The organism is Streptomyces cirratus, assembly GCF_014650775.1.
Lineage (GTDB): Bacteria > Actinomycetota > Actinomycetes > Streptomycetales > Streptomycetaceae > Streptomyces > Streptomyces cirratus.
The window spans coordinates 146069-159394 of the sequence record NZ_BMVP01000006.1; the positions used below are offsets into that span (position 1 = coordinate 146069).

Below are 13326 nucleotides of genomic sequence, written 5' to 3' on the forward strand. Positions count from 1 at the left end.
GGCCTCAAGGGCCTGACGGCTTCTCCCTGACCCCCGCGACGCGCAGCGCCGCGTCCGCAGCGGCTTCCGCGAAGGCCGCGACCGGCCGTGCCGGGTCGGAGCGGTGGATGAGCATGACGCCTTCGATGAGGCCGAAGACGAGGTCGTTGCGCAGGGCCAGTCCGGCCCGGTCACCGGCCAGTTCGGTCCCGACGGAGGTGGTCCGGAGCAACTCCCGGTAGGCTCCGCGCAGTTCGTCGCGCATCCGGTGGAACCGGGTGAAACGGGCACCGCCCACCTCCGGCAACAGGTAGAGCGCTCCCAGGTTGTACGGGCCACCGCACAGCAGCAGTACATCGGAGCGGCACAGCTCCCACAGCCTCCGGGCGGCGGGCCGCGCACTGTCGGCCAGCAGCCGGCGGGCCAGCGTCAGTGAGGGCGCGACCGTGGACTCCAGTAGTTCGGCGAGGAGTTCCTCCTTCCCGCCGAAGTAGTGGTACATCGTCGCCTGGCGCATTCCGGCCCGTTCGGCGACGGTCCGCGTGGTGGTCGCCGCGTAGCCCCGCACCGTGAACAGCTCGGCCGCCGCGCACAGGAGTTCCTCGCGCGGCGGCCGGCCGCTGTGCCGTCCGTGCTGATCGGCGCGTGGCCGGCCGACCCGTCTCGGCCCTTCGTCCGTTCCCCCACTCATGTGCCGATCGTCGCACAGGACACGTCCGATCGATCATGGCAAGAGATGAGATCCGGCCTCCCCGCCTCTCGGAGGAAGACCCAAATCCGCTTAGCCGACGGAGCTGTAGGCCACGACACCCCGAAGCAGGGCGTCCACGGCCTTCCGGGCATTTCGCGCCACCGTGCTGCCGCCCTGGGAGGACGGCGGGGCGGACGACGAGGGCGCCGCCGCCGCGATCTGCCCGAGCACGTCGATGACCTGCTTGCACCAGCGCACGAAGTCACCCGCGGGCATCTCCGCTTCGCGCAGCACCTCGTCCAGGCTCTTGTCGGACGCCCACTGGTAGGCGGCCCACGCGAAGCCGAGGTCCGGCTCGCGCTGCCCCACGCCCTCCGCCTGGTTGATGCGGTGCTCCTCCTCCAGCGCGTCGAGCCGGCCCCAGATCCGGACCATCTCGCCGAGCGCCGTCTTCGCCGCGCCGCCCGGCACCTTGGGCGCCACCGCGTCGTCGGACTGGCGCGCCTCGAACACCAGCGCCGAGACGCAGGCGGCCAGTTCGGCCGGGTTCAGGCCCTCCCAGACGCCCTCGCGCAGGCATTCGGAGGCCAGCAGGTCCAGTTCCCCGTACAGCCGGGCGAGCCGCTTGCCGTGCACGGTGACCTCGTCCTCGCGCAGGTAGTCCAGCTCGGTCAGCAGGGCGTGGATCCGGTCGAAGGTGCGGGCGATGGTGTTCGTCCGGCCTTCGATGCGCCGTTCCAGCTGCACGGTGTCCCGCTTGAGCCGGTGGTAGCGCTCCGCCCAGCGGGCGTGGTCCTCGCGCTCGTCACAGCCGTGGCAGGGGTGCGCCCGCAGTTCGGCGCGCAGCCGGGCGATCTCTCGGTCGTCGGCCGCCGCGGCCCGCCCGCGCCCGCGCCGCTCCGGGACTATGTGCCCCGCCTTGGCCCGCAGCGCGGACGCCAGGTCCCGACGGGACTGCGGGGACCGAGGGTTGAAGGTCTTGGGGATCCGCATCCGGTCGATGGCCTCCACCGGCACCGGGAAGTCGATCGCGGCGAGCCGCTTGACCTGCCGTTCCACGGTGAGCACCAGCGGCCGCGGCCCCTCGGTGTACTCGTACCCGCGGTGGCCGTTGGACCGCCCCGCCGGCATGCCCGGGTCCAGGACGAGCGCGAGCCCGGCGAACTTGCCGGTCGGCACGTGGATGACGTCGCCCGGCTTGAGCTTCTCCAGCGAGCCGGCCGCCTGGACGCGGCGCTGCGCCGCGCCCTGCTTGGCCAGCTCCGTCTCGCGGTCCTTGAGGTCGCGGCGCAGCCGCGCGTATTCCTCGAAGTTCCCGAGGTGGCAGGTCATGCCCTCCCGGTAGCCGTCCAGGCCCTCCTCGTTGCGCTGCACCTGCCGGGAGATGCCGACGACCGAGCGGTCGGCCTGGAACTGGGCGAACGAGGTCTCCAGCAGCTCGCGCGAGCGGTGCCGCCCGAACTGCTGCACCAGGTTCACGGCCATGTTGTAGGAGGGCTTGAAGCTGGAGCGCAGCGGATAGGTGCGGGTGCCGGCGAGCCCGGCGAGCGCGACCGGGTCCATGCCGCGCTGCCACAGCACCACCGCGTGGCCCTCGACGTCGATGCCGCGCCGTCCGGCCCGGCCGGTGAGCTGCGTGTACTCGCCGGGGGTGATGTCGGCGTGCTGCTCGCCGTTCCACTTGACCAGCTTCTCCAGGATCACCGTGCGCGCGGGCATGTTGATGCCGAGCGCGAGGGTCTCGGTGGCGAAGACGGCCTTGACCAGGCCGCGGACGAACAGTTCCTCCACGACCTCCTTGAAGGTCGGCAGCATTCCGGCGTGGTGCGCGGCGATGCCCCGCTCCAGCCCTTCGAGCCATTCGTAGTACCCGAGGACGTGCAGGTCCTCGGTGGGGATGGAGGAGGTCCGTGCCTCGACGATCTCGCGGACCCGCAGCCTGGCCGCGTCGTCGTTGAGCCGCAGGCCCGCGTACAGGCACTGCTGGACCGCGGCCTCGCAGCCGGCCCGGCTGAAGATGAAGTTGATGGCGGGGAGCAGGTCCTCGTTGTCGAGGCGGGCGATGACCTCGGGCCGGCTCGGGGTCCAGATCCGGCCTCGGGAGCGCCGCTCGCGCTCGCGGTCGGCTTCGCGGACCATCTTGCCGCGCCGCCGGTCCTTGGGGTTGTACGTGCGGCTGTTCTGTTCCCGCGCCATGCGCAGCAGGTCCGGGTTGACCTCGCGGCGGGCGGAGCCGCGGCCGCCGTGGTCGGACTCCTCCTCGAAGAGGTCGTAGACCTTGCGGCCGGCCATGACGTGCTGCCACAGCGGTACGGGCCGCTCCTCGGAGACGATCACCTCGGTGTCGCCGCGCACGGTGTCGAGCCAGTCGCCGAACTCTTCGGCGTTGGAGACGGTGGCGGAGAGCGAGACCAGGGTCACCGACTCCGGGAGGTGGATGATCACTTCCTCCCAGACGGCTCCGCGGAACCGGTCGGAGAGGTAGTGCACCTCGTCCATGACGACGTAGCCGAGGCCGAGCAGGGACTGGGAGCCCGCGTAGAGCATGTTGCGGAGCACCTCGGTGGTCATCACGACCACCGGCGCCTCGGAGTTGACGCTGTTGTCACCGGTCAGCAGGCCGACCTTATCGGCGCCGTAGCGCTTGACGAGGTCGGCGTACTTCTGGTTCGACAGCGCCTTGATCGGCGTCGTGTAGAAGCACTTGCGGCCCTGCCGCAGCGCGAGGTGCACGGCGAATTCGCCGACGATCGTCTTGCCCGACCCGGTGGGGGCGGCGACGAGGACGCCCTTGCCCGCCTCCAGGGCCCGGCAGGCCTCGACCTGGTACGGATCCAGGCCGAATTCGTACATCTCGCGGAAGGGGGCCAGGGCGGTGGCCTCTTCGGCGGCGCGGATCCGGGCAGCGGCGTACCGCTGCGCGGGTGAGAGTTCTTCGGTCATCTTGTCTTCGAGCCTACCCGCCGCCTGTGACAACAGTCGGATCTTTACGGGGAGGGCGAAGACCGGGCCCGACGGCCCGGCCCCGGTGACCTGCCGGCCCGGTGACCGGCCGGGCCTGACGGCCGGGGCCGTCAGGTCGCGTCGTCGTACCCGTTGATCCGCTCGCGCCCGCCGTCGTCCTGCCCGGGCAGGGCCGAGGGAGCCGGGGCCGCCTCCACCGCGCCGATGGGCGCGGGCGTCAGGTCCAGCACGGAGGCCTCGTCGTCGTCCAGGCCGGCGTCGGGGTTGCGGCGCTTGCGCCTGCGGTCGTTGATCAGGCACAGGCCGAGCGCGATGAAGTACAGGCCGATGATCGGGGCGGCCAGCGACATCATGGTGAGCGGGTCACCGGTGGGCGTCGCGAACGCCGCGAAGATCGTGATCCCGAGCACCATGATCCGCCACCAGCTCGCCAGCCGCTTCGCGGTGAGCACCCCGGTGAAGTTGAGCAGGATCAGCAGCAGCGGCAGCTCGAAGGCGAGACCGAACACCACGACCATGCGCGTGACCAGGTCGAGGTAGTCGTCGACCGGCAGCAGGTTGCGCGCGTTTTCCGGGGTGAACTCCAGCAGGATCATCGCGGTCTGCGGGAGGATCTTGTAAGCGAGAACGGCGCCCGCGGCGAACAGCGGCGCTCCGGCCGCGACGAAACCGACGGCGTACTTCTTCTCGTGGCTGTGCAGACCCGGGGCGACGAACGCCCACAGCTGGTAGAGCCACACCGGCGCGGAGAGCACCACACCGGCGGTGAGCGAGACCTTGAGGGCGATCGAGAACGGCGCGATGAGACCGTTCACGGTCATGTCGGCGCAGGGACGGCCGTTGCGCTGCGAGACCACCCCGTTGGTGCAGCCCACGGAGTCCAGCATCGGCTTGAGCATGAAGTCGATGAGGTGCTTGTAGAAGAAGGCCGCCACCACGGTGATCACGAGGATCGCCAGGACCGACTTCATCAAGCGGTTTCTCAGCTCACGCAGGTGCTCGACAAGGGGCATCCGCCCTTCGGCGTCCTTGTGCTTTTGACCCTGCTTGCGGGCAGACTTGAGCAACCCACGTCCCTTGTCTCGTTGCAGATGACTGGCGTGACCGGTGAGGCCGCGGGCCGTCAGCCCTGGGTGGTGCGGTTCGGCTCGCCGACCGGGCGGGCGCTGGTCACGTCACCGGGCGAGGCCTGGATGGTGCGCGGAGCGGCCGCCTGCTGCGGGGCCTGGTCGGCGACGGTGGCGGCGGCGGCATCCTCGGCCTGGCCGTCCTGCTTCATGGCCTTGGCCTCGCTCTTGAGGATGCGGGCCGACTTGCCGAGGGAGCGCGCCATGTCGGGGAGCTTCTTGGCACCGAAGAGCAGGAAGATCACGGCGATGATCAGGAGGAGTTCAAGAGGCTTCAGGTTGCCGATCATGGGCTGACTTCCTTCTCACCGAAACGGCTGGTTGGGTGGCGGGCGGGCCGGGACGAAGATCCCGCCACCGCTCCTGCATGGATCGTAACCCCCAGGGGTTAACGCCCGGCAATGCCCCGGGGTCATCCCCGCCCGCACGGGGCGGACGGACCCGGGTCCGGTCCGGGGATGGTACGACCCCGTACGCCAGGTTTCTACGAGGGTACGCCTACCGGCTCGCCGCCCGGCCGGCCCCGGCCAGGTCGGAGGCGGCCCGCTCGAGGTCGCCCGCGGCCTCGGTGACCCGGCGGCTGGCCTCGGCCACCTGCGCCGACAGCCGCCGCACCTCCAGGAAGACCCGCGCGGCCGGCACCGCCAGCACGGCGAGACCGAGGAAACCCAGGGCAATTGCGAGCATCGGCCACAGCATGGGAGGAGCCTAGCGCCGACGGCGCCTCACACGCTGCGCAGGGTGCTCACACCGCCGCCCGTCAGCAGCTCCACGATCCGTTCCCCGGCGGGCTTGCGCACCTGCGCCCCGCACTGGGGGCAGGTGAACGAGTAGAAGGTGCTGCGGCTGCTGCCGCCGATCGCCAGCCGCAGCGCTCCCGCCGCGAGCTCGAAACGCCCCCGGCACTGCGGGCACCCGGCCTTGAAGGTGACCGGCCCGCCGCCGGCCCCCGGCCGCTTGTGCCCCGGACCGGCCGCCGGCCCCGGGCCGCCCCCCGATGATGACGGCATCGCTCCCCCTAGCCCTGTTCCCCGTATCCCGCGAGTGCCGCTCGTGCGGCGCTGCACGCGCTCTCCGCGAGCTCCGGGGGCGACACGATCCGCCCGTCCCGGCCCAGCCGCAGCGCGAGCCGGCGCAGTGACGCCGGATCGGGGCTGCGCAGTGTGATCCGCAGGCCGCCCCCGGCCAGTTCCTCGGCGCTGTCGTGCGGGTAGTACTCGGCGACCCAGCGCCCGCCGGGCCCGACCTCGACCACGACCTCCGGATCCTCCGCGGCCGGCTGGACCAGCCCCTCGGACAGGTCACGCGGCTCGATCGCGGGCGGCTCGGCCCGCTCGTCCAGCAGCCGGATCTCCGCGACCCGGTCCAGACGGAAGGTGCGCCGGGCCTCGGACAGGTGGCACCACCCCTCCATGTACGTGTGCCCCACCGCGAACAGCCGGATCGGGTCGACCTTCCGCTCGGTCAGCTCGTCCCGCGCCGGCGAGTAGTAGCGCAGCCAGAGCCGGCGGCGCTCCGCGATGGCCCGGTCCACGTCGGCGAAGACCCCGCCCTCGGACTCGAAGGTCACCGACAGCCGGGAGCTGGCCCCCGCCGCCTCGCCCGCGGCCGCCTCCAGCTTCGCGGTGGCCCGCAGCAGCGCGTCGCGGTCGCTCTCGCGCAGCCCGGGCAGGGTCGCCACCGCGCGGGCGGCGACCAGCAGCGCGGTCGCCTCGTCGGCGGCCAGCCGCAGCGGCTCCGCCGTCGACTCCCCCGACGCGTCGGGGTTGCGCCACCAGATGCGCTCCCCGTCGGTGTCGATGTCGAGCAGGTCCCCGCCCCGGAAGCTCGTCCCGCACATGGGCAGCACGTCGAGGTCCGAGATCAGCTCGTCCTCGGTGATCCCGAAGGCGCGCGCGACGTCGGCGACGTGCGCCCCGGGGCGTTCGCGCAGATACGTCACCAAGGACAGCATCCGGCGGGTCTGGTCAATGGCGTTCGCAGCCATGCTGGTACGTCTCCCCCTCAGGGCGTGCGTTCATGACATCCGAGCGGTACGGAACTTCCCCGGGCGCCGCTCCCCGCCCCGGCCGGGTCAGCCGAGCGCGACCGCGCGCAGCCGGTCCACCACGTCCGCCCGCAGGTCGGCGGGCTCCACCACCAGCACGTCCGGGCCGAACTCCACCAGCCATGCGTCCAGGCCGTGCCCGTACGGGATCTCCAGCTCGTCCCAGCCGTCGCCGCCCTCCTTGACGGAGGTGGCCTTGGCGCGCAGCGGGTACCCGGCCCCGGTCCGCAGCCGGATCCGCGCGCTGCGGTCCGCGCTCTCCCCGGCCCAGCTCGCCACGGTCTCCCGTACCGTCACCACGTCCGGCACCTGCGCCGTGTACTTGCCGGCCCGCGAACGGACCTTGCCCGTGATCCGCGACAGCCGGAACACCCGCTCCGCCCCGCGGTCGCGGTCGAAGCCCGCCAGGTACCAGTGGCCCCGCCAGCACTCCAGCGCCCACGGCTCGACCTGCCGGGTCTCCGGGTGCGCCGCGGTGGACTTGCGGTAGTCGAACACCACCGGCCGCCGGTCCCGGCAGGCCAGCATCAGCGGCTCGAAGGCCGCCTCGTGGACCGGGATGCGCGGCTCGATCGCGCTGTGCTGGCCCTCGTACGGATCGCCGGCCTCCGGCATCCCGCCCGCCCGCAGTTTCTGCAGCGCCCCGCTCGCGGCCCCGGCCAGCCGGGCCTGCTGCCACACCTTCGCCGCGAGCCCCAGGGCCGCGGCCTCCTCGGCGTCCAGGGAGACGGGCGGCAGCCGGTTGCTGTCCCGGCGGGCCAGGTAGCCGGTCTCGCCCTCCAGGTTCTCCACCGTCTCGATCACCAGGCCGAGTTCCCGCAGATCGTCCTTGTCCCGCTCGAACATGCGGTTGAAGGACTCGTCGTTCCCCGCCTCCAGGTACGCCTCGATGGAACCCCGCAGCTCACGCTTGCTGAGCGGCCTGCGGGTCCCCAGCAGGCACAGCGCCAGGTTCATCAGCCGCTCGGCCTTGGCAATCGCCATCGACGCCCTTCCGCCCTTCCCGACGAACACCCGCCGGCGTACACACCCGTGACCGTTGACCGTACCGCCCCGGAGGGCCCCGGCAAAAGCGAGGGCCCCCGCCTCACGGCAGGGGCCCCGACGGTGTGACGGCGCGGTCGCTCAGGCGGCCATCAGGTCACACACGAAGATCAGCGTCTCGCCCGGGGCGATCACGCCGCCGCCCGCGCCACGGTCACCGTACGCGAGGTGCGCGGGGATCGTGATCTTGCGGCGGCCGCCGACCTTCATGCCCTGGACGCCCTGGTCCCAGCCCTTGATGACCTGGCCGACACCCAGCTGGAACTCCAGCGCGCTGCCGCGGTTCCAGGAGGCGTCGAACTCCTCGCCGGTCGAGAACGCCACACCCACGTAGTGGACCTTGACGAACGCGCCGGCCTTGGCCTCGGCGCCGTCGCCCACCCAGATGTCCTCGACCACGAGGTCGGTCGGGGCGGGCCCCTCGGGGAAGTCGATCTCGGGCTTCTCGAGCTTGTCGCTCACGGAACTGCTCCTCATACGAACCAACAGGGGGCGCCCCCCGGCCGGAGCCGGGGGAAACCGGAACCAGTGTTACATCACCGAGAGGATGTCCAGGCTGAACACCAGCGTCGAATTGGCCGGGATCGTCCCCTGCTCCTTGTCACCGAACGCCTGGTCCGGCGGGATCACCAGCAAGATCCGGCTGCCGGCCTTCTTGCCCAGGATGCCGTCCTTGAGGCCCTTGACCGACAGGTCGGACATCGGCCACGGCACCACCGAGTCGGTGGCGTACGTGCTCTCGAAGGTCTTGTCGTCCTTCCACGTCTTCCCGTTGAACTTCACCACGACCGTGTCGGTGTCCTTCACGACCGGGCCGTCGCCCTCCAGGACGTAGTTCGAGACCAGCTTCGTGGGCTCCGCGGTGTCCTTCGGGATGGTCACGGACACTTCCTTGCCGTCCGTGTTCGTACCGATCTTCGGCAGGTCCTTGTTGTCCTGCGGGACTTCCTTGCCCGTCGCCGAAGCCGGGACGCTCGTACCCTTGACGATGTCCACCACGAACACGAGCGTGGCGTTCGGCTTGATCTTCTCGCCCGAACCCTGCGCGCCGTAACCGAGGTCCGGCGGGATCACCAGTTCGACGCGGCTGCCGACCTTCTGGCCCTGCAGGCCCTGGTCCCAGCCCTTGATGACCTGGCCCGCGCCGAGGGTCACGTCGAACGTCTTGCCCTTGCTGAAGCTCTCGTCGAAGGGCTCCTTGCCGTCCCACACCTGGCCGTAGTAATTGACCTGGGCGATGTCCTTGGCCTTGAGCGCCGGGCCCTTGCCCTCGCTGATGACCTCCACCTTCAGTTCCTTCGGCGGGTCACCCTTCCCCTTCGACAGGGTCGGCTTCTCCCCGAACTTGGCGCCCTTCGTGATGGCGGGCACCCCATTCTTCATCTGGGCGGAGTCGGAGCCGCTGTCGTCACCGCAGGCTGCCGTCGTCAGCAGCAGAAGGGGTACGACCAGCAGGCCGGCAAGTCGGCGCACGTGTTCCTCAGATCTCAGACGGCAACGGTCGCCGCCACTCTAAGGCGTGGACGGGGCCCCGTACGAGATACGTACGGGGCCCCGGCCGAGATCAGTGAGATGTCACACTTTGCCGACGCCAACCGGCCCTTACATACCGGCGATCAGCTTCTCCACCCGGTCGTCCACCGACCGGAACGGGTCCTTGCACAGCACCGTCCGCTGCGCCTGGTCGTTCAGCTTGAGGTGCACCCAGTCGACGGTGAAGTCCCGCCGCTGCTCCTGCGCCCGGCGGATGAAATCGCCGCGCAACCGCGCCCGCGTCGTCTGCGGGGGAACCGACTTGCCCTCGAAGATCTTGAGGTCGTTGCAGATCCGGGCCGCCTGCCCCTTGCGCTCCAGCAAGTAGTACAGTCCGCGTCGGCGGTGGATGTCGTGGTACGCGAGGTCTATCTGGGCGACCCGCGGGTTCGACATCGTCATGTTGTGCTTGTCCCGGTACCGCTCGATGAGCTGGTACTTCATGACCCAGTCGATCTCGGTCCCGATCCGGTCCAGGTCCTCCGCCTCGATCGCGTCGAGGGTACGGCCCCACAGCTCCAGCACCTGCTCCACGACACCAGTACGGATACCCCGCCGCTCCGCGAAGTCCAGCGCCTTGTCGTAGTACTCGCGCTGGATCTCCAGAGCCGACGCCTCGCGCCCGCTGGCCAGCCGCACCTTGCGCTGACCGGTGATGTCGTGGCTGACCTCGCGGATCGCCCGGATCGGGTTCTCCAGGGTCAGGTCGCGCATCACGGTCCCCGCCTCGATCATCCGCAGCACCAGGTCCGTGGCACCCACCTTGAGCAGCATGGTCGTCTCGGACATGTTCGAGTCCCCGACGATCACGTGCAGCCGGCGGTAGCGCTCCGCGTCCGCGTGCGGCTCGTCCCGCGTGTTGATGATCGGCCGGGACCGGGTCGTGGCCGAGCTGACACCCTCCCAGATGTGCTCGGCGCGCTGGCTCACGCAGTAGACCGCGCCCCGGGGCGTCTGCAGCACCTTGCCCGCGCCGCAGATCAGCTGGCGCGTGACGAGGAACGGAATGAGGATGTCCGCCAGGCGGGAGAATTCACCGTGCCGCGCCACGAGGTAGTTCTCGTGGCAGCCGTACGAATTGCCCGCCGAGTCGGTGTTGTTCTTGAAGAGGTAGACGTCGCCCGCGATCCCCTCCTCGTGCAGGCGGCGTTCGGCATCGACGAGCAGGCCTTCGAGAATGCGCTCGCCGGCCTTGTCGTGGGTGACCAGCTCGGTCAGGTTGTCGCATTCGGGAGTTGCATATTCCGGATGCGAACCCACGTCAAGGTAGAGGCGGGCGCCGTTCCGCAGGAAGACATTGCTGCTGCGGCCCCATGACACAACACGGCGGAAGAGGTAGCGCGCCACTTCGTCAGGTGACAGTCGGCGCTGTCCCCTGAACGTGCACGTGACGCCGTACTCGTTCTCCAGCCCGAAAATGCGGCGGTCCATGACTGAACATTACGCCTTCTGCCCTGTTCTGAAACCGGGTTCGAGACCGGGGTTCCGATCAGTTTCCCGCGAAGGGCCCCGACACGCCGTCCGCACGGGCCGCACCGGCTCGTCCGGGCACCTGCCCCGCACCACCCGCGGCCGACCCCGCCACCGGCCGGCCGCGGCCGCCGGAAGCCAGAACCCGCTGAGTGGCCATCAGCACCAGCAGCGCCGCAGCGCCCGCCACGCTCGCCACACCGAAACCGGCCGCCGTTCCGCCCAGTTCCACCGCCGGACCGGCCGCCGCCGTGCCGATCGCCGCGCCCACCCCGAAGAACGTGACCAGCCAGGAGAACGCCTCCGTCACCGTCCCGGCCGGAGCGTGCCGGTCCACGACGATGAACGCGCAGGCGATCGCCGGCGCCAGGAACACCCCTGCGAGCGCCGTCAGCGCGGTCATCGCCACCGCCCCCGGCACCAGCATCAACGGCAGGTAACACGCCGCCAGCAGCGCCACCAGCAGCCGCAGCCGCCGCTCCGGCGCCCCCGGCCACTGCCGGGCCCCGTACAGCACCCCGCCGACCAGCGCACCGAGCCCCAGGGCCGCCATCAGCCAGCCGTACACCGCCTGACCGCCATGACCGTCCGCGTAGGCCACACCGGCCACCGTGATCGACCCCAGCGCCGTACCGACGAAGAAGAACGCCCCCAGCAGCGCCAGCAACCCCCGCGAGCGCAGGGCGCCCAGCCAGTGCGCCTCGCGCGGCTCCGAACGCCACGCCCGCGAAGGCGGCGACACCACCACCGACAGGGCGCCGAGCACCCCGATCGCGTTGAGCAGCAGCAGGGCCGCCGCCGGATCCCACAGCGACACGAACAGCGTCACCAGCAGCGGGCCCACCGTGAACATGACCTCCTGGGCCACCGCGTCCATCGCATAGGCGGCATGGACCCGTTCCTCCTTGCCGCCCAGCACGGACGGCCACAGCGCCCGCAGACCGCCCTCCAGCGGCGGCGTGAACAGCCCCGCGACCACCACCGCCGCGTACGCCGCGACCACCGACCCCGTCCCCGCGAGCGCCAGCCACACCATTCCGAGCGCCGACACCACCGCTGCCGGCAACTGGACCCGCGGCTGCCCGTACAGATCCACGGCCCGGCCCAGCAACGGCTGCCCCACCGCGTTGGCCACCCCGTACACGGCCGCCAGCGCCCCCGCGAGGCTGTAGCTGCCGCCCTCGGCCCGGGTGAGCAACACGATCGCGATCGGCGCCGTCGCGTTCGGCAGCCGCCCTATGAGCGTCCCCGCCAGCAGCCTCGCGGCATGCCGGGATTTGAGCAGCTCCGCATAACCCGCGGCCATGTCCGCCCCTTCCTGCCCGGATCAAGCCGGAGTAATACGTATAACGTGACCCGCCATACGTACCATGGCCACGACCCGCCAGTCCATACGACGGAACCCCCGCCCCCACCCCGCACCCCCGTGACCTCGCCAAACAGGAGCCCCGCGTGACGAGACCCACCAGCCGGGACGTCGCCAACGCCGCCGGGGTCTCCCAGGCCACCGTCTCCCTCGTCCTCGGCGACAAATGGCGCGGCCGCGTCTCCGAACGCACCGCCGCCCTCGTCCGCGAGACCGCCGCCCACATCGGCTACCGCCCCAACCTCGCCGCCCGCAACCTCCGCCTGGGCAGCACCCGCACCGCCCTCCTCGTCGTCCCCGCCCTCACCAACGAATTCTTCGCCCGCGTCTACACCGGCGCAGCCCAAGTCGCCGCCGAGCACGGCTTCGGCGTCGTCCTCTACCCCTCTCCCGACGGCACCGGCCCGGCCCGCAGCCCCTTCGCCTCCGCCCGCGCCGCCCTCGACGGAGTCATCGCCTCCTCCATGGCCGCCGACGCCCTCGACGCCATCGGCGGCAACGGTCTCCCCCTCGTCATGCTCGACAGCGACCCCGCCTCCGGTACCGCCGCCGCCCACGTCAACCTCGCCATGGCCGACGGCATGCGCCAAACCGCCGAACACCTCCTCGCCCACGGCCACCGCCGCTTCCTGCACCTCGCCTCCGCCGTGGACTCCTGGACCTTCCACACCCGCGCCGACGCCCTCGCGGGTCTCATTAAGGCCCCCGCCGAGCTGCGCACCGTGCGCTCCCCCCTCACCGTCACCGGCGCGCGCACCGCCCTCGAAGCCGCCCTCACCGGCCCCGGCGCCCGCCCCACCGCCGTCATCTGCGACGACGACATCCTGGCCGCCGGCGCCTGCAAGGCCGCCCGCCGCCTCGGCATGCGCATCCCCGACGACCTCTCCGTCACCGGCTTCGACGACCTCGCCCTCGCCACCGCCGTCGAGCCCGAGCTCACCACCGTCCGCCTGCCCGCCGAACACGTCGGCCGGCAAGGCATGACCGCCCTCCTCGCCGTCCTCGAAGGCACCCACTGGTCCGCCCCCGACATCCCCGTCGAACTCGTCGTCCGCGACTCCTCCGGCCCCGCCCCCGCCCCCTGAACACGACGAAGCCCCGACCC

At 71.2% G+C, this 13326-nt stretch carries 13 protein-coding genes; 1 reads left to right on the top strand and 12 read right to left on the bottom strand.

Annotated features, from left to right (window positions below; translation table 11 throughout):
• Window positions 1-4 precede the first annotated feature (4 nt).
• From IE207_RS18050 to IE207_RS18105, 12 genes are all read right to left on the bottom strand, one after another.
• On the bottom strand, window positions 5-670 hold the full coding sequence (locus IE207_RS18050) for a TetR/AcrR family transcriptional regulator (RefSeq protein ID WP_190185260.1): 666 nt from the start codon (window positions 668-670) through the stop codon (window positions 5-7).
• Window positions 671-760: 90 nt separating this feature from the next.
• Window positions 761-3613, bottom strand: coding sequence for a DEAD/DEAH box helicase (locus IE207_RS18055; protein ID WP_190185261.1), 2853 nt, complete (start codon window positions 3611-3613; stop codon window positions 761-763).
• Window positions 3614-3744: 131 nt separating this feature from the next.
• Window positions 3745-4701 (bottom strand): twin-arginine translocase subunit TatC, encoded by a 957-nt coding sequence (tatC, locus tag IE207_RS18060; protein WP_190185262.1) that lies wholly within the window; start codon window positions 4699-4701, stop codon window positions 3745-3747.
• A gap of 56 nt (window positions 4702-4757) precedes the next feature.
• Complete coding sequence (gene tatA / locus IE207_RS18065) at window positions 4758-5051, bottom strand: Sec-independent protein translocase subunit TatA (RefSeq protein WP_190185263.1); 294 nt, start codon at window positions 5049-5051, stop codon at window positions 4758-4760.
• A gap of 208 nt (window positions 5052-5259) precedes the next feature.
• Complete coding sequence (locus IE207_RS18070) at window positions 5260-5460, bottom strand: hypothetical protein (protein WP_190185264.1); 201 nt, start codon at window positions 5458-5460, stop codon at window positions 5260-5262.
• Window positions 5461-5486: 26 nt separating this feature from the next.
• Complete coding sequence (locus IE207_RS18075) at window positions 5487-5771, bottom strand: CpXC domain-containing protein (RefSeq protein WP_229873796.1); 285 nt, start codon at window positions 5769-5771, stop codon at window positions 5487-5489.
• Between the two features lie 8 nt (window positions 5772-5779).
• Window positions 5780-6748 carry a helix-turn-helix transcriptional regulator gene (locus IE207_RS18080; protein ID WP_190185266.1) on the bottom strand — a complete coding sequence of 323 codons (969 nt, stop codon included), beginning with the start codon at window positions 6746-6748 and terminating at the stop codon, window positions 5780-5782.
• An 87-nt stretch (window positions 6749-6835) separates the two neighbouring features.
• A complete protein-coding gene (locus tag IE207_RS18085; protein ID WP_190185267.1) occupies window positions 6836-7792 on the bottom strand; it encodes a helix-turn-helix transcriptional regulator in 957 nt (318 codons plus the stop codon).
• Between the two features lie 141 nt (window positions 7793-7933).
• A complete protein-coding gene (locus tag IE207_RS18090) occupies window positions 7934-8329 on the bottom strand; it encodes an FKBP-type peptidyl-prolyl cis-trans isomerase (protein ID WP_190185268.1) in 396 nt (131 codons plus the stop codon).
• 54 nt (window positions 8330-8383) lie between these two features.
• Window positions 8384-9325 carry an FKBP-type peptidyl-prolyl cis-trans isomerase gene (locus IE207_RS18095; RefSeq protein WP_190185269.1) on the bottom strand — a complete coding sequence of 314 codons (942 nt, stop codon included), beginning with the start codon at window positions 9323-9325 and terminating at the stop codon, window positions 8384-8386.
• A 129-nt stretch (window positions 9326-9454) separates the two neighbouring features.
• Window positions 9455-10816, bottom strand: coding sequence for a Pup--protein ligase (pafA, locus tag IE207_RS18100; RefSeq protein WP_190185270.1), 1362 nt, complete (start codon window positions 10814-10816; stop codon window positions 9455-9457).
• Between the two features lie 58 nt (window positions 10817-10874).
• On the bottom strand, window positions 10875-12161 hold the full coding sequence (locus IE207_RS18105) for an MFS transporter (protein WP_229873797.1): 1287 nt from the start codon (window positions 12159-12161) through the stop codon (window positions 10875-10877).
• A gap of 146 nt (window positions 12162-12307) precedes the next feature.
• On the opposite strand from IE207_RS18105, the gene IE207_RS18110 reads away from it, so the two are divergent.
• Window positions 12308-13306: a LacI family DNA-binding transcriptional regulator gene (locus IE207_RS18110; protein ID WP_190185271.1), complete on the top strand. Its 999-nt coding sequence runs from the start codon at window positions 12308-12310 to the stop codon at window positions 13304-13306.
• Window positions 13307-13326 lie beyond the last annotated feature (20 nt).